Raw genomic sequence first — 15,101 nt, forward strand, 5'->3', positions numbered from 1 at the left:
CCAATGGCGGCGGTTCTCTATGCCCTTCCGTTTCTTTTGCAGGGGCTCCTGATCACCCTTTGGGTCTCCGCCCTCGTCGTGGTGTTCTCGCTGGTCATCGGCGTGATCCTTGGGGTGGGGCTGGTCTATGGCCCGCGTCCGGTTCAATGGCTCGTCCGGCTTTTCAGCGACTGCATCCGCGGCATTCCGATTCTCGTGCTGATATTCGTCGTCTATTACGGCTCCCCGCCGTTGGGCATCGCTATCGACTCGTTCTGGGCCGGCGTGGTCGCCCTGACACTGTTCAAGGCGGCCCAGGTGATCGAATATGCGCGAGGCGCGATTTCGTCGATCCCAAAGGGACAGATGGAGGCCGGCAAGGCGATCGGCCTGACCTTCCTCCAGCGCCTGCAATCCGTCATCTTCCCACAGGCCATACGGCGCTTCCTTCCGCCGTGGATCAACGGCGTGACCGATGCGGTCAAGGGAAGCGCGCTGATCTCGCTGCTGGGCGTCGTCGATCTCATGCAGTCGATCAACGAGGTGATCGGGCGGACCTACGAGGCGATGCCACTCTATCTGCTCGGTGCCGTCATCTATTTCGTGATCAACTATTCGCTGTCGCTGACCAGCCGGTACGTGGAACGGCGCTACGCATACATTCGGGACTGAGACCATGGACGCAAACGAACGGCCGCTGCTCAAGATCGAGGGCCTGCAGAAGTCATTCGGACAGATCGACGTCCTCAAAGGTATCAGCATGACCGTGCGCAAGGGAGAAGTGGTCTCGATCATCGGACCTTCGGGCAGCGGCAAGACGACGCTGCTGCGCTGCGTGAACTTCCTCGAAACCTACGAGCACGGCTCGATCCAGATCGCCGGCCAGGAAGTCGGGTTCCGCGACAGCAGCAACCGCCAGCGGCGCGGCGAAACCGACCTCGCCCGCATGCGCGCCGAAACCGGTATGGTGTTCCAGAGCTTCAATCTGTTTCCGCACCTCACTGCGGCCCAGAACGTAATGCTGGGACTGGTCAAGGTGCGCAAGAAATCGAAACAGGAGGCCCGTGAAATCGCCGAGCACTGGCTCACGCGGGTTGGCCTCGACCACCGCATCGACAATCTGCCGTCGGAACTTTCGGGAGGCCAGCAACAGCGGGTCGGGATCGCCAGAGCCGTCGCCATGGAGCCGAAGATCCTGCTGCTCGACGAGATCACCTCGGCGCTCGATCCAGAACTGGTCAACGAGGTTCTCGATGTCGTGAGGCAACTGACCGAGGAAGGCATGACCATGCTCATGGTGACCCATGAGATCGCGTTCGCCCGCGACGCCAGCAACCGCATCGTCTTCATGGACGACGGCAAGGTCTCTGCCGAGGGTCCGCCCAAGGAACTGATGGCGCAGGCGGGGTCCAACGAGCGGCTGGACGCCTTTCTGTCGCGTTTCAGAACCAGCCATCTGCATTGAGAAACTCAGGGCCACCATGTCATCCCATGACCAGATCGCCGCGCTCCACTTCGAGCTTCCGCCGGTTCCGGCGCCGATCGGCACCTTCCGCAACGTCCTGCAGGTTGGCAATATACTCTATGTCTCGGGGCAGGGCCCGCTCGATCGCAACGGCGTCCTCTACAAGGGGAAGGTCGGCCGCGACGTCAGCGTCGAAGCGGCCTACGAGCATGCGAGACTCACCGGGTTGAACATCTTGTCGGTCCTGTCCGCGCATCTCGGCGACCTCGCCCGGGTGAAGCAGTTCGTGAAGCTCCAGGGTTTCGTCAACGCCACCGACGACTTCGCCGACCATCCCCGCGTCATCAATGGCTGCTCGGACCTCTTGGTCGAGGTGTTCGGGGGAAGGGGCATACATGCGCGCACGTCGATCGGCGTCGCCTCGCTGCCCAACAACATCACCGTCGAGATCGAGGCCATCGTCGAAATTTTCTCCGAAGGAAAAAGTCATGGATAACGGTTCAGATCTCACCGAAGCCAAGCGCAACCAGACGAAACGCGAACGTCTGGGCCTGCGGCCGATCATCAATGTGTCCACCACCATGACAGCGCCGGGCGGCTCGATCATGGTCCCCGAGGCCATTTTGGCAATGGCCGTAGCAGAGCGGTCGGGACCGGCCGCGCTGAATTCCGGCGGCGCGTAAATCGGATCTGGCAGTTGGCGCCTATAATACCTGCAAGAATCGGCGCTCCTGACCTCCTGACCGGCCCAGACCGGGCATTCCCCGTTGCGAGAGGGCATTTTGTGTGCCGATGTTCACCGGGGTGTGAACTCGCTTCTTCGGCCGCCTTCTGTCGGTGAAACAGTCTTATTCCAGAGCGTTTGGTCACCAATGAATCTAATTTTCGTCGAAACCTTCGTCTGGGTAGCGCGGCTCGGCAGTTTTCGCGCCGCGGCCGATCGTTTGAATGCCACCCAAGCTGCGGTATCGAACCGCATCGCGACGCTCGAGGCGGAAATGGGGTGCGAATTGTTCGAGCGCATTCCCGGTGGCGTGCGTCTGTCGACGATAGGGCAGCGTGCCTTGCAACCGGCGGAGGAACTGCTGCGCGCCGCTGCAAGTTTCAAGGTATCCATTGGCAATCCAGAGCAACTCAAGACTACAGTCCGGATAGGCACGATTGACTCCGTCGTGCATGCCTGGCTGCCGCGGTTCATCGAGATGGTGAAAGTGCGGTTTCCATCCCTCGCGCTCGATCTCAACGTCGACACGTCGCTAGGGATCGGGGCGGAACTCGCCGAGCGAAAACTGGATCTCGCTCTTCTCATGGGGCCGGTTCTGCGACCGGGCTTGAAGAATATCGATCTCGCCAGCATGAATTGCGTATGGGTCGCAGCGCCGAAATTCGGTCTCGGCGGCAAGCAGCTCGGCCTCGAGGATTTGCAGGCACATCCCGTCCTGACATTTTCGCGCAACAGCATTCCGCATATCTGGCTGTTGCGGCAGTTCGAGGAACTCGGTATCTCGCCACCGGTTATTTCCAACTCGAATTCGCTGTCAGCCATGTTGAGGCTCGCCTGCGACGGCGTTGGCGTGGCGCTGTTGCCCACACCCATGGTGGCGACAACGGTCGACGCCGGTATTCTCGAAATCATTTCGATCGTACCGGAGTTTCCACCGCTGAAACTACACGCGGTTTATGCGGACGACCCTGAAAATATCATCCCGTCGATCTTGTCGGTGATCGCCCGGGAAGCGTCGCTGCAGATCCCCAACACGCCACCCGACTAAAGCAACACAAGATTTTTCTATCACTCACGATAGTTCTTTGTCGTTTGCCAAAACACACCCTGCGACCTGAGATTTCGCCAACTCAGACGCGGAGGATGTCGATGAAAGTCAGTCTCATTCAAATGAACTCGGATGCGGACAAGGCCAAAAACCTTGACGAAGCCGAACGGCTGGTGCGCGAAGTGGTCGCGGCGGAAAAAGCTGACCTTGTCGTGTTGCCGGAATATTTTGCCTTCCTGGGTGAGGGGCGTGATGCCGTCCATGGCAGTGGCGAGGCTTTTCCTGACGGCCCGGTCTACAAACGCATGGCTGCGCTCGCAAAGGAACTAGGCGTCACGCTCCACGCCGGTTCGATGGTGGAGAAGTCCGGCAACAATCATTTCAACACCTCGATTGTCTTCGGTCCGGATGGCCAAGAGATAGCAAAATACCGCAAGATCCATCTGTTCGACGTAGACGCTCCAGGCGGCATTTCCTACCGCGAGTCGGACACGATCAGCCGCGGCGAGGACGTCGTGACGTACAAGGTTGGTGACACGACCGTGGGCTGTGCAATCTGCTACGACATCCGGTTTCCCGAGCTGTTCCGCGCGCTTCGCGACAGAGGGGCAGAAGTGATCGTGCTGCCGGCCGCTTTCACGCTGATGACCGGCAAGGACCACTGGGAAGTGCTGTCCCGCGCCAGGGCAATCGAGACGCAGACCTATTTCGTCGCCGTCGGTCAGACCGGGGCTCACGCTGACGGCCAGAAATGGTGCTGGGGCCACTCGATGGTGATCGATCCGTGGGGCCACATGATCGCGCAGTGTTCTGATGGCGTTGGGACCACATCCGCCAGCCTGGACTTGGCGCGCATCGACAAAGTGCGTCGCGACGTCCCGGTCGCTCAGCACCATGTGATGTAAGGATTGCTTTTGTATGTTTGTCGTCAACAAAATGCCTGAGCAGATCGTTCCATCGCTGATCAAGAAGATGGAGCAGGTCGAGACCGCAACGGCGGGCCATTTCCTGCATTCCGGGTTTATGGATCGCGAACTGCGTGCCGTACTGCCGGAAAAGCGCATCGCCGGCACCGCGGTCACCGTTCGTTTGCCGCATGCTGATTCCACAATCCTGCATTATCTCACCAAGCTGGTGCGGCCGGGCGATTTCATCGTGGTTGACCGCTGTGGGGACGACAAGCACGCCTGCTGGGGTGGCGTCGTCACGCATTCCATGAAGCTCGGCGGCATTGTAGGCGCGGTGATCGATGGACCGGCTACGGACTTTTCCGAGATCCGGCGCGTCGACCTGCCAATGTGGTGCCGGGGCCCTTCGCCGATCACAACGAAGATTCTCGGGCTCGAGGGCGCAATCAACGTGGCGGTCAGCGTCGGCGGCCAGACCGTTAATCCCGGCGATGCGATCATCGCGGACGAGAGCGGCGTCCTCGTTCTTGCGCCCGACCGGGCTGAGTGGGCGACCGATAAGGCCATCGAGATGCAGAAGAACGAACTGGTGCTGCTGAAACGCCTGCGCGAGGGCGAAAAACTGCCCGATATATCCGGAGCAACGAAGATCGTGGAGGCTTCGGTCGCTGTATGAGGCGATCGAATGTGGGGCAATCGACAACGAGAATTTACGCTACCAACGGGAGGAACTTATGACTGGATTGAAACGCGCGGCAGGCATCAGCCTGACCGCACTGTCCCTGTCGCTCACGGCGAGCGCCGCGATGGCCGACAACATCGTATTATCCGCCTATTCGGGCATCTTCCAGGAGAACTATCTCGCTGCAGTCGTGGAGCCTTTCATGAAGGCCAACCCCGACATCACCGTTGAGTTCTACGGCATGCCGAACTCGGCGCAGATGTTGGGCACCCTGCGCGCCCAAAAGAGCGCACCTCAGATCGACGTGATGATTATGGACGTTTCGGTCGCCAAGGCGGCGACCGACGAAGGGCTGTTCGATCCGATCGACGAAACCGTGAGCCAGCACGTCGCCGACCTTTATCCGCAGGCTAAAGTGGAAGGCGTCAACGCAGTCGGCGTTACCTTCGACAATCTGGTGCTCCTCTACAACACCGATAAGATCAAGGATCAGCCGTCCTCCTGGAAGGCGCTGTGGGACAAGCAATATGCCGGCCAGGTCTCGATTCCGGCTGTTCCCGACATCCAGGGCACGACCCTTACCATCATCAGCGACAAAATGGCTGGTGGCACCAATTACAGGGAGAGCGTCGAAGCCGGCATGAAGCTGCTGGAGGAGCTGGCACCGAACGTCCAGACCTGGGAGCCACGGCCCGACGTCTACCAGCCGATCTCGAGCGGCACGGCCGCCATCGGCATAGGCTGGAACGCTCGCGCGCAAGTCTATTCCGACTTGTCCAACGGGAAGCTCGGCGTCGTTCTTCCGGAGGAAGGCAGCGGGTTTCAGATCAATGTGATCGGTCTCGTCAACGGCGCCCCGGCAAGCGAAAGCGCAAAGAAATTCATCGACTACGCCCTCAGTCCCGAGGCGCAAGCGGCGTTCACCGAGAAGATGTTCTATGCGCCAACCAATTCCAAGGCCGCGCCATCGATCTCCGAAGCCGCGATCAAGCGCACGGCAGCCGGCGCAATGGACAGGATGATCGAAATCAACTGGCTGGAAGTCGCGAAGATCCGCGACGCGATTACTGAGCAATGGCGCCGCCGCGTCATCCCGCTCAGCCGCTGATACCGACCGGCAGGGTCAATTATGCCTGTCTCGCAATCCGCGGAGGAACATCTCAAGCTTGATGGCATCAGCGTCAGCTTTGGCGCCGTCAACGTTATTCCCTCGCTGGACCTGTCCGTGTGCAAAGGCGAGATGGTCGCCCTTCTCGGCCCCTCGGGCTGCGGAAAGACGACCACGCTCCGGATGATTGCGGGGCTGATCTCGCCGTCGAGCGGACGGATATTGGTGGGGGGCCGCAACATCACGCGGCTACCCATCCACGACCGGGACATGGGCATGGTGTTCCAGAGCTATGCCCTGTTCCCCCACATGGATGTGCTGCGCAACGTCCAGTTCGGCCTGCAAATGCGCAACGTGTCCAAGCAGGACATCGAGCAGCGATCGAAAGAAGCACTCGAACTGGTGCAACTCGGGCAGCTTGCACAGCGAAAGCCGAAGGAACTTTCCGGCGGCCAACAACAGCGTGTCGCGCTGGCGCGAGCTCTCGTGATTCAACCGTCCATTCTGCTCCTGGACGAGCCGCTGTCCAACCTAGACGCCAAGCTGCGCGATGAAATGCGACTGCAAATCCGCGCCCTGCAGCAGCAGAGCGGCATCACCGCGGTCTTCGTCACGCACGATCAGGTGGAGGCGCTATCGATGTGCGATCGCGTTGTCGTCATGCGCAACGGCCGGATCGAACAGTTCGGCACGCCGACGGAAATCTACGAACGTCCTGCCACTGCCTTTGTAGCCAATTTCGTCGGCCGGACAAATAGGTTGAAAGGCACGGTCGGCTCCGATGGCCGTCTGTCGGCGGCGGGCCAGCCTCTGCGCGCAACCGCCAAGCTGTTGCCTGGCCCGGTCGATGTCCTGGTCCGTCCCCACCGCATTGCACTGAAACCGTCAAATGGCCTAGCGGCTGCGGGAGACGGCAATGTGGTCGAAGGCACAATGTCGGGCATTATCTTCATCGGCGATCTTGTGCAGTATATCGTGCGCGCTGGCGGTGCGGAAATCGTGGTGGAGGAAGCGACGCGGCGCGAGCGCCCATCACTTGGCGTCGGCGACAAGGTTCAGCTCACCTGGTCGCCCGACGACACGTTGGTTTATCCGGATGACGACAAGTGACAGTCCCGGCCGTTGTTCCATCCCGCACGATGCGCAGCGGCGAACTCGCCGTCCTACTGCTCTTGCCTATCGCGATGATCAATACGATCGGCTTTATCCTGCCCGTCCTCAACCTCGCGCGCCTTTCCTTTAACAAGGTAAGCCTCGGCGGCGGTATCGAGAACGTCTTCACCTGGGAAAATTGGTTCGGGCTGTTGACCGACAGCTTCTATCTCGAACTTGTCTTCAACTCCGTCTGGATCAGCCTGGCGATCACACTCACGACCCTGGTTGTCTCCTATCCGATCGCGCTGTATCTGCACCGCTCCTCAGGGCCATGGCGGACCTTCCTCACCGTACTTGTCATCTCGCCGCTGCTGACTTCGGCGGTGGTGCGCACTTATGGCTGGATCGCAATTCTGATCGATGACGGGCCGGTGGTCAGCGCCATTCGAGCGCTGGGTCTGCCGGTGCCAAGCTTGATGTTCAACATAAAGGGGGTCTTCATCGGCCTGACCGAAATCCTGATGCCCTACATGATCCTGGCGCTGATGGCGGGTTTTGGACGCCTCGACCCGCGCGTCGAGGAAGCCGCCCGGACGCTGGGTGCCACGCCGGCGCGCACGTTCAGCAAGGTCATCCTGCCGCTGACACTCCCAGGTATAGCGCTGGGCTGCCTGCTGTGCTTCGTGCTCGCGGTGTCATCCTTCATTACACCCAAGCTGATGGGCGGGGGTCGCGTCTTTCTGCTCGCTACGGAAATCTACGACCAGGCGATCGTGACGCTAAACTGGCCCCTGGCCTCGACGCTGTCGATTCTGGTGCTGATCGTGTTCGGCGCGGCGTTGTGGGCCTATTCAGTCGTCCTGCGGCGTCTGGACTAGGGAGGAGCGTGATGGAAATCCACAAAACCTCATGGCCGATGCGGGTTCTCGTCTTCGCACTGTTCCTCTATCTCCTGGCGCCGGTGATCCTCGTGTTCCCCATTTCGTTCTCGGGCGACCAGGTGCTGCGTTTCCCGCCGACCTTCTGGTCGACACGCTGGTATGCCGCGCTGTTCCAGAACACTAAGATGCTGAACGCATTCTGGACAAGCGTTGTCCTGGCGGCAGTGGTGACTGCGTTGTCGATTGCCATTGCCGTGCCGGCGGCATGGGCGATGACGCGGCTGAAATTTGCCGGCAAGGACGTGCTGTTCAATCTGTTCACCGCGCCCCTGTTGCTTCCGACGATCGTGCTCGGCCTGGCCATCCTGATCGTGTTTGCCTCTTTCGGTCTGCTGGCGACGATGCAGGGCCTGGTGTTTGCCCATCTGGTTGTAACGCTGCCCTATGCACTGCGTGTTCTGGCGGTCGCGCTGAGTACTCAGGACCAAGCCTGCGAGGAGGCCGCCCGGACCTTGGGCGCAAAGCCGTTGACGGTGTTTTTTCGGGTCACCTTGCCGATGTTGATGCCCGGCATCGTTGCCGCAGCGGCCTTGTGTTTCCTGGTCTCGTTCGACGAAGTTGTGATCACGCTGTTCCTTACCGGCCCACGCATCAGCACCTTGCCGGTCGAACTATACAACTACGTCTACAACCAGGCCGACCCGCTGGTGGCAGCAGCCTCCGTCCTGATGATACTGCTCACGCTTGGTATCATCATGATCGTCGAGCGGGCGATGGGGCTCGGCAAAACGTTTGTCAAATAGGGTGTGGTCGCCGCTGGAACCTTTTGGTCTGCAATGCCAGTAAACCCGCGAGACGGCTGCTACCCAAGCGAAAGAACAGGTTCGGTGAACCGAAGGTCCATTTTTGAACAGCGCAATCAACGTCTGGCAAGGTAGAGGCGGCGCGCATCAGTATTCAGCATGGCGACGAGAGCGTCCGCAGGAATTACAGGTGTGCGCCTTTGTCTCTGAATTCCACCTTCCAGCGGCCATTCCACGTGCACTACCAATCGTGGTGATTGACGTGTTTCGTTTGGTATGGGTCGTCTACCGCGGCATTTTCATCACGATTTTGCCGAATGGCCCGCGGGCCAGATGATCCAGCGCGGCCGGCAAGTCGGCAAATGCGTACTCCGCATCGACTACAGGCTTGAAACCGGTCTGATCGATCGCGCGGACGAAATCCTCAAGTGACTTGCGGTGGCCGACCTGAATGCCTTCAACGGTCAGGTGCTTGAGCGCCAACGGGGCGAAATGGCCTGAAATCTCGAAGCCTTCGAGCACGCCGATGAGCGAGACGCGCCCGAAGACGGCCGCCGCCTGCAGGGCGCGTCCCAAATGTGCACCGCCGACGATTTCGAGGATGTGATCTGCGCCGCGGTCTCCCGTCAGGCGGTAGATCGCCTCCACCCAGTCTTCCTTTTTGCGGTTGATCCCATGCCTTGCTCCCAGCGCCTTTGCGCGCTCGAGCTTGTCGTCGTCGCCCGAGACCACGATCACATCCGCGCCGTGAGCAGCCGCGATCTGGAGGCCGAACAGCGCAACCCCGCCGGTGCCCTGCACCACCACTGTCTGGCCGGCATGAAGGCGCCCGCGCTCGACCAGCGCGGTCCAGGCCGTGAGGCCGGCGCAGGGCAGCGTGCTTGCCTCGATATCATCCAGGCCTTCGGGCGCCTTCACCGCCCAATCCTGATCAAGCACGATATACTCGGACAGCACACCCTGCATGGCGCCGCCCAGCGTGCGGTAGTTCGGCTCACGCGCTGTGCCGAAGCCGGGACCGTCGATCCAGCCGGGAATGAAGGTCGAGATCACCCGCTCCCCCGGCTTGAAACGCGTTACGGCAGTCCCTGCCGCAATCACCACGCCCGCCGCGTCGGAGGCCGGCACGAACGGGTCCGCCTTGGCGGCAAAGCCCAGGCCGTCCTCGATGAGGAGGAGATCGCGATAATTCAGCGAAACGGCGGCAACTTTCACCAGGATCTCGTGTTCGGCGGGCGTCGGCACCGCGGCCGAAACCAACCCGAGATTGGCGCGGCCGACATCCTTCAGCGTCCACTGCTTCATCGTATCCGTCCTGACATGCTGGTTCATCGATTTTGCTCCTGTTGAACGTTGACCGACAATCTATTCGCTCCATTGGAGTTGCAGTGCGGATGATTTCTCCTCTAAATGTATCCATTCATTCTACAAAGGTGCGCATGACGGACCGGCTGAGCGGCATTCGCGAATTCGTCACGGTCGTGGAGGCGGGCAGCTTCGCCGCCGCGGCCGCGCGGCTGAACCTGTCCCGTTCGGCCGTCGGCAAGGCGGTGGCGCGGCTGGAGGGGCGGCTTGGCGTGCGCCTGTGTCACCGCACGACACGGGTGCTCAGCCTGACGGAGGACGGGCTTGCCTTCTACGAGCGCTGCACACGCGCCCTGCGGGAGCTGGAGGAGGCGGAGCAGGCGCTGGAAAGCGGACGCGCGGAGCCGACGGGGAAGGTGCGCGTCACGGTTCCGGTCGTGTTTGGCCGGCATTGCGTGGCGCCCATCCTCTACGATGTGGCACGCGAGCATCGTGGGCTCGTGCTGGAAATCGCCTTCACCGACCGGCCAGTGGACATTATCGAGGAAGGCTATGACCTGGCGGTGCGCAATGGCACGTTGCCCAAGGATCCCGGCCTGATGACCCGCACGCTCGCCCGCCAGAGCATGTCGGTCTGCGCGTCTCCGGCCTATCTCGAAAGGCACGGCCGGCCTTCTACGTTGGCCGACCTGTCATCCCACCAGGCGATCGACTATGCAAATCCGCGCTACACCAGGACTTGGCTGTTCCCCGACGGGCAAGGCAACAATGTCGAGATCATTATGAAGGGCCGCTTGCGGCTCGACGACCTCGAGGCCATCGGTGATGCCGCCGCGGCCGGTCTGGGGCTTGCGTGGCTGCCCCACTGGCTGGTCCGCTCGCGCATCGCCAAGGGCGAGCTTATCCGCCTCTTCGACGATCTGCCCGCAACCGAATTCAACAGTTCAGCACTTTGGCCGCGCACACCCTTCCTGCCCTCGCGCGTACGCGTCCTCATCGACAGGCTGGCGGCGCGGATGCCTGCAATGATGGGGTGAGCTCCGCGATCTTCCAATCGCGGAGTCACCTCAGTCGCCGCCAGCAATCGTAGCTTTCGTCGTTCACTATCCGTGCTCGAGCTTCCGTCGTTCACTATCCGTGCTCGAAAAGTCGTATAAGAGGCAGTGTGGAACGCGTTTAGCGTTCGTCTACGCAGTTCCTCTGCCTGCTTGGTCCCGGTGAATGTCCAGACCACGCGACGTCGCGACTTTGCCAAGCTGGAAGACCTCTGTCGCCTGGCCGCGCCCGCGCAACTTGTGCTTGCCCGCCGGGATCGTTTCGAACTTTTCGTCGAGCCGAAAAGCAGTCACGCCGGATCCCCAAGCCTGGGGCAGGGCGATCCCGGTCCTGTCGCGCTCGGCATTCTCGGTTCGGCCCAACTCTAGACTGGCGCTGACGCGCTACCCTTCCTGTGATAGCCGTCGTTCAGACCAACCGTCCAACACCCGCTCCACTTAAGCCACCGCGCCAGCAATCTTGTTTCCAGCAACACAATGGACCTGATGCCCCATACTGGATCTGAGTGGCTATTGAATTCAGCACAAACGGCGAAAGACCAGAACCCTTGATACGCACATTGAATCTCCTGCACTACGCGGCCTTTCGGGCGATCATGCTGACCGGCACGGTGAGCGGCGCGGCGGAGCTTCTAGGGCGCAGCCAGCCGGCGGTCAGCCGGCTTCTCGACAAGCTTGAATACGAACTCGGCGTTTCGCTTTTCGAGCGGCGCAGAGGCCAGGTCACGCCGACGCCTATTGCCCATCTTCTGCTCGATGAAATCGAACGGGCCTATGTCTCGCTGGAGGCGCTGAGCAGCTTCGCCTCGCGGCTGGCAAGCGGGGAAGGCGGCGAGATCAGCCTCGCCGTGATGCCGGCGTTGGGCATCAATTTCGTGCCACGCCTGCTGGCGGAGTTCAGGAAGGATTGGCCGAAGACCAAGGTCGTCCTGAATGTCCGCATGTCGGTCAAAATCGAGGAATGGGCTGCCGCGCAGCAGATCGATTTCGGCCTTGCGGAGACGCCTTTCAGGCGATCCGGATTCCGCACCGAGATCTTCAGCGACGCGCCCTATATCGCGGCCGTGCCGTGCGACCACTCGCTTGCCGACCGTTCCCGCCTCGTCCCGGCCGATCTGCGCGAGGGACCGTTCATTTCTTGGACGTCCTTTGTTTCGGCGCGACATCTGCTCGACCAGGCCCTGCAGTCGAGCAGCGTCACAGTGGATGCGGCCTATGAGACGACCTTCTCGGTCTCGGCATATGAGATGGTCAAGCAGGGCATCGGCGTAGCGATCATCGATCCTTACACGGCGGTGGAGCAATTGGACAACAGGGTGAAGCTCATTCCCTTCTCACCAAAGATACCGTTCAATGTCGCGCTGCTGCGGCCGGAGTCGCGGGCGGCCAATCCTGCCGCGGACGCCTTGCTGGAACTGATGGCGAAAAGACGCGATCGGCTTTTGGCACAATTGCCGCTCTAGTTCAGTATGCATTTCATGCATATCGCTCGCTAAAGATTCTATTTTGAACATTGCCCTTTCATCTATTTATTGGCGCGATCGATCATGCAGGGAACGGGCCGCCAATGCCGCCGAAACTTACCGAGATGCAAGGCACAGATTACGACGTCGTCGTGATCGGTGCTGGCATCAACGGTGCAAGTGCGGCGCGCGAACTGGCGTCGGCGGGTTACAGCGTCCTGTTGGTGGACAAGAGCGATTTCGCCGCGGGGGCCTCGAGCCGCTCCTCGCGCATCCTGCATTGCGGCCTTCGCTATTTCGAAACGCCTAGTCCCGTCCGCACCTTCGCCTTTCACCCGTTGCGCCTTGCCGGGGCGATGCGCATGGCGCGCGCGGGCATGGAGGCCAGGGCGGAACTCGTGGCTCTGGCGCCGGAAAGATGCAAACCTTTCACCATGTGTTTTCCTGTCTATCCGGGCAGCCCGGTCCGGAGTTGGCATCTCGATCTCGGTTTCCGCATCCTTCGAGGTCTCGGGCCGCAGGAGCCACCGCTCGCCTATCGCAGACTGACGAGGAATTTCGGGGAACACCTGCCGTTCGCGAGCCATCTGCGCGACAGGGAGCGGCTCCGGTCAATTGCCACCTATCGCGAATACATCATGGACTGGCCGGACCGGCTGTGCGTGGACGCCGCCTTGGACGCGGAGGAGAACGGAGCCGAAATACGCCTGTTCTGCGAGGCGGTGATCGTCCGGAGGCAGGAGAGCGGCTGGCTAATCGAACTCAAAGACCACGACAACGGCGAAACGGCTGAGATACGTGCCGCGATCGTGCTGAACATGGCCGGGACCTGGATAGACAAGGTGAATGCCGTCACCGCGACCGGCAACGCCGCCCCGCGGCTCATCCGGGGGACCAAGGGCGCCCACATCGCAGTACGGCTGCCCGATTCCTATCGCGGCTACGGCATAACCACGATCAACCGCAGCGGCATGCCGTTCTACTGTCTCCCGTCCCATGACGACTGCTTCTATTTCGGGCCGACCGAGACACCCTTCGACGGCGATGCCGCCGACGTCGCGGCAACTGGCGACGACATCGATTTCCTGCTCGGCGAAGCCAACTACATGCTTCCCGGACTAGGACTGACCCGCCGCCATGTCGAGTTCACCTGGGCCGGCGTGCGGCCGCTCACCTTCGATGCACAGCAACCCATGGGCCGGCGCACGCGCGAAATTCATGATCTCGCCGGCGCCGGGAAGCCGGGCATCTTTGCCATGACGGCGGGTCCGGTCATGACCCATCTGAGCGCCGGGCGCGAGATGCGAAAGATCGTCGAGAAGCTTCTGGGGCCCAAACGCAGAGCGGCTGGAAGACGCAGCCCAGCCACACACTACCGCAGCGTGGAATTCGGCATTTCCAAGCCGCTTGCCGAGGGCAGACGCGCCGCCTTCCGCAGAGCGGTGTCAGCGGAGCGTGCCCGAGACCTGAAGGGCATTCTCTACACCAGGACAGGGCTGGCCTGGCGTCAGCACCTGGATCGCCGGGAAGTGGAGGAAGCGGCAAGCTCCGTCGCCGATCTAGCCGGCTGGTCGCCGGAGAGAACCGCTGGGGAAGTGGAAAAATTCATCCGATACCAGAAGGCGGTATTCCGCACCGCATCGGACCCGGTTCAATCAACAGAAACGACATCAACAATGGGAGATGTTCAAGCATGAAACGCAATTCCGCATTGAAAAGCATTGCCGCCCTTGCCGTCACTTTGACCGCAAGCGCGGTCCTTTCCGCCAGCAGCGCGCAGGCAGCCGACGCGTATCTCAAACAGATCCTGGACCGAGGCGTTGTGCGTGTCGGTGTGCAGGGAGCTTTCAAGCCCTGGTCTTTCCCCGCGCCGGACGGTTCCATGCAGGGTATCGAGGTTGATCTCGCCCAGTCGGTCGCCGATGCGCTCGGCGTTGAGCTCGAGCCGGTCATGATCACGTCGGCCAATCGCATGCAGTTCCTGCAGCAGGGTAAAATTGATCTGATTATTGGCGGCATGTACGACACAGCCGAGCGGCGCAAGGTTATCGGAATAATCGAACCAGCGTACTGGAGCTCCGGTCCGACGCTGCTTGCGAAGGAAGACGTCATCAATGATTGGAAAGACATCGCCGGCAAACCAGTCTGCGGCAAGCAGGGCAATTACTACAACAAGCAGGTCGAGACCGAGTACGACGCGACCATTATTTCCTTCACCGGAAACACTGAGGCCAAGCAGGCGTTAAGGGACGGAAAATGTATCGCGTGGCTCTATGACGATGCGCCTATCATGGCCGATCTCGCATCCGGCGAATGGGAAGGCTACGAAATGGCAGTCCCCGTCCTTTACGACAATCCGTGGGCCGCGGCAGTGCCGCTGCCGGAGGTTGACAAGGCCTGGGGTGTGTTCATGTCGGGCATGGCCTATCGCTGGCAGGCTTCCGGGACATTGGTCGAGCTCGAGAAAAAGTGGAAGGTCAAGCCGTCGGACTGGATCGCCGCGCAGCATGAAAAGGCGCAGTGGGACACCAGCTACCTGCAAGGCGGCAACTGAGCCGATGCGCGACGGGATGTCGATCCGTGAC

Annotated in this window: 15 protein-coding genes and 1 pseudogene; 15 read left to right on the forward strand and 1 reads right to left on the reverse strand. The window is 61.0% G+C overall.

Features of this window, described 5'->3' with window-relative positions; translation table 11 throughout:
• The first annotated feature begins 3 nt into the window (after positions 1 to 3).
• From MAXJ12_RS24640 to MAXJ12_RS24690, 11 genes and pseudogenes are all read left to right on the forward strand, one after another.
• Positions 4 to 651 (forward strand): amino acid ABC transporter permease, encoded by a 648-nt coding sequence (locus MAXJ12_RS24640; protein ID WP_008838772.1) that lies wholly within the window; start codon positions 4 to 6, stop codon positions 649 to 651.
• 4 nt (positions 652 to 655) lie between these two features.
• Positions 656 to 1,444 carry an amino acid ABC transporter ATP-binding protein gene (locus MAXJ12_RS24645; RefSeq protein WP_008838773.1) on the forward strand — a complete coding sequence of 263 codons (789 nt, stop codon included), beginning with the start codon at positions 656 to 658 and terminating at the stop codon, positions 1,442 to 1,444.
• Positions 1,445 to 1,460: 16 nt separating this feature from the next.
• Positions 1,461 to 1,940, forward strand: a complete 480-nt coding sequence (locus tag MAXJ12_RS24650) for a RidA family protein (RefSeq protein ID WP_008838774.1) — start codon at positions 1,461 to 1,463, stop codon at positions 1,938 to 1,940.
• Positions 1,933 to 2,079: pseudogene (locus MAXJ12_RS24655) on the forward strand (aminotransferase class V-fold PLP-dependent enzyme); the annotation flags it as partial. The gene MAXJ12_RS24650 and the pseudogene MAXJ12_RS24655, both read left to right, overlap by 8 nt.
• Positions 2,080 to 2,250: 171 nt before the next feature.
• Positions 2,251 to 3,216 (forward strand): LysR family transcriptional regulator, encoded by a 966-nt coding sequence (locus MAXJ12_RS24660; RefSeq protein ID WP_244421587.1) that lies wholly within the window; start codon positions 2,251 to 2,253, stop codon positions 3,214 to 3,216.
• A 101-nt stretch (positions 3,217 to 3,317) separates the two neighbouring features.
• Positions 3,318 to 4,121 carry a carbon-nitrogen hydrolase family protein gene (locus tag MAXJ12_RS24665; protein ID WP_008838777.1) on the forward strand — a complete coding sequence of 268 codons (804 nt, stop codon included), beginning with the start codon at positions 3,318 to 3,320 and terminating at the stop codon, positions 4,119 to 4,121.
• Between the two features lie 13 nt (positions 4,122 to 4,134).
• Positions 4,135 to 4,800, forward strand: a complete 666-nt coding sequence (locus tag MAXJ12_RS24670; RefSeq protein ID WP_008838778.1) for an RraA family protein — start codon at positions 4,135 to 4,137, stop codon at positions 4,798 to 4,800.
• A 58-nt stretch (positions 4,801 to 4,858) separates the two neighbouring features.
• Positions 4,859 to 5,914 (forward strand): ABC transporter substrate-binding protein, encoded by a 1,056-nt coding sequence (locus MAXJ12_RS24675; RefSeq protein ID WP_008838779.1) that lies wholly within the window; start codon positions 4,859 to 4,861, stop codon positions 5,912 to 5,914.
• Positions 5,915 to 5,935: 21 nt separating this feature from the next.
• A complete protein-coding gene (locus MAXJ12_RS24680; RefSeq protein ID WP_008838780.1) occupies positions 5,936 to 7,024 on the forward strand; it encodes an ABC transporter ATP-binding protein in 1,089 nt (362 codons plus the stop codon).
• A gap of 29 nt (positions 7,025 to 7,053) precedes the next feature.
• The gene (locus MAXJ12_RS24685) at positions 7,054 to 7,887 is read left to right on the forward strand and encodes an ABC transporter permease subunit (RefSeq protein ID WP_050898893.1); all 834 of its coding nucleotides are present in this window, start codon (positions 7,054 to 7,056) and stop codon (positions 7,885 to 7,887) included.
• Positions 7,888 to 7,898: 11 nt separating this feature from the next.
• Positions 7,899 to 8,693 carry an ABC transporter permease gene (locus MAXJ12_RS24690; RefSeq protein WP_008838782.1) on the forward strand — a complete coding sequence of 265 codons (795 nt, stop codon included), beginning with the start codon at positions 7,899 to 7,901 and terminating at the stop codon, positions 8,691 to 8,693.
• Positions 8,694 to 8,978: 285 nt separating this feature from the next.
• On the opposite strand, the gene MAXJ12_RS24695 is transcribed toward MAXJ12_RS24690, so the two are convergent.
• A complete protein-coding gene (locus MAXJ12_RS24695; RefSeq protein WP_008838783.1) occupies positions 8,979 to 10,025 on the reverse strand; it encodes a zinc-dependent alcohol dehydrogenase family protein in 1,047 nt (348 codons plus the stop codon).
• A gap of 107 nt (positions 10,026 to 10,132) precedes the next feature.
• On the opposite strand from MAXJ12_RS24695, the gene MAXJ12_RS24700 reads away from it, so the two are divergent.
• The 4 genes from MAXJ12_RS24700 to MAXJ12_RS24720 all read left to right on the forward strand — a co-directional run bounded on the left by MAXJ12_RS24700 (position 10,133) and on the right by MAXJ12_RS24720 (position 15,070).
• Complete coding sequence (locus tag MAXJ12_RS24700; RefSeq protein ID WP_008838784.1) at positions 10,133 to 11,035, forward strand: LysR family transcriptional regulator; 903 nt, start codon at positions 10,133 to 10,135, stop codon at positions 11,033 to 11,035.
• Positions 11,036 to 11,613: 578 nt separating this feature from the next.
• The gene (locus MAXJ12_RS24710) at positions 11,614 to 12,516 is read left to right on the forward strand and encodes a LysR substrate-binding domain-containing protein (protein WP_008838786.1); all 903 of its coding nucleotides are present in this window, start codon (positions 11,614 to 11,616) and stop codon (positions 12,514 to 12,516) included.
• Positions 12,517 to 12,620: 104 nt separating this feature from the next.
• Positions 12,621 to 14,213 (forward strand): FAD-dependent oxidoreductase, encoded by a 1,593-nt coding sequence (locus MAXJ12_RS24715; protein WP_008838787.1) that lies wholly within the window; start codon positions 12,621 to 12,623, stop codon positions 14,211 to 14,213.
• A complete protein-coding gene (locus MAXJ12_RS24720; RefSeq protein WP_008838788.1) occupies positions 14,210 to 15,070 on the forward strand; it encodes a transporter substrate-binding domain-containing protein in 861 nt (286 codons plus the stop codon). Before MAXJ12_RS24715 ends, MAXJ12_RS24720 begins: the two co-directional genes overlap by 4 nt.
• The last annotated feature ends 31 nt before the right edge of the window (positions 15,071 to 15,101 follow it).

The organism is Mesorhizobium alhagi CCNWXJ12-2 (genome assembly GCF_000236565.1).
Taxonomy (GTDB): Bacteria; Pseudomonadota; Alphaproteobacteria; order Rhizobiales; family Rhizobiaceae; genus Allomesorhizobium; species Allomesorhizobium alhagi.

Bases quoted from the DNA above. Each gene is read 5' to 3' on its own strand.
- MAXJ12_RS24640 (WP_008838772.1), top strand. From the start codon at position 4: ATGGCGGCGGTTCTCTATGCCCTTCCGTTTCTTTTGCAGGGGCTCCTG.
- MAXJ12_RS24645 (WP_008838773.1), top strand. From the start codon at position 656: ATGGACGCAAACGAACGGCCGCTGCTCAAGATCGAGGGCCTGCAGAAG.
- MAXJ12_RS24650 (WP_008838774.1), top strand. From the start codon at position 1,461: ATGTCATCCCATGACCAGATCGCCGCGCTCCACTTCGAGCTTCCGCCG.
- MAXJ12_RS24665 (WP_008838777.1), top strand. From the start codon at position 3,318: ATGAAAGTCAGTCTCATTCAAATGAACTCGGATGCGGACAAGGCCAAA.
- MAXJ12_RS24670 (WP_008838778.1), top strand. From the start codon at position 4,135: ATGTTTGTCGTCAACAAAATGCCTGAGCAGATCGTTCCATCGCTGATC.
- MAXJ12_RS24675 (WP_008838779.1), top strand. From the start codon at position 4,859: ATGACTGGATTGAAACGCGCGGCAGGCATCAGCCTGACCGCACTGTCC.
- MAXJ12_RS24680 (WP_008838780.1), top strand. From the start codon at position 5,936: ATGCCTGTCTCGCAATCCGCGGAGGAACATCTCAAGCTTGATGGCATC.
- MAXJ12_RS24685 (WP_050898893.1), top strand. From the start codon at position 7,054: ATGCGCAGCGGCGAACTCGCCGTCCTACTGCTCTTGCCTATCGCGATG.
- MAXJ12_RS24690 (WP_008838782.1), top strand. From the start codon at position 7,899: ATGGAAATCCACAAAACCTCATGGCCGATGCGGGTTCTCGTCTTCGCA.
- MAXJ12_RS24695 (WP_008838783.1), bottom strand. From the start codon at position 10,025: ATGAACCAGCATGTCAGGACGGATACGATGAAGCAGTGGACGCTGAAG.
- MAXJ12_RS24700 (WP_008838784.1), top strand. From the start codon at position 10,133: ATGACGGACCGGCTGAGCGGCATTCGCGAATTCGTCACGGTCGTGGAG.
- MAXJ12_RS24715 (WP_008838787.1), top strand. From the start codon at position 12,621: ATGCCGCCGAAACTTACCGAGATGCAAGGCACAGATTACGACGTCGTC.
- MAXJ12_RS24720 (WP_008838788.1), top strand. From the start codon at position 14,210: ATGAAACGCAATTCCGCATTGAAAAGCATTGCCGCCCTTGCCGTCACT.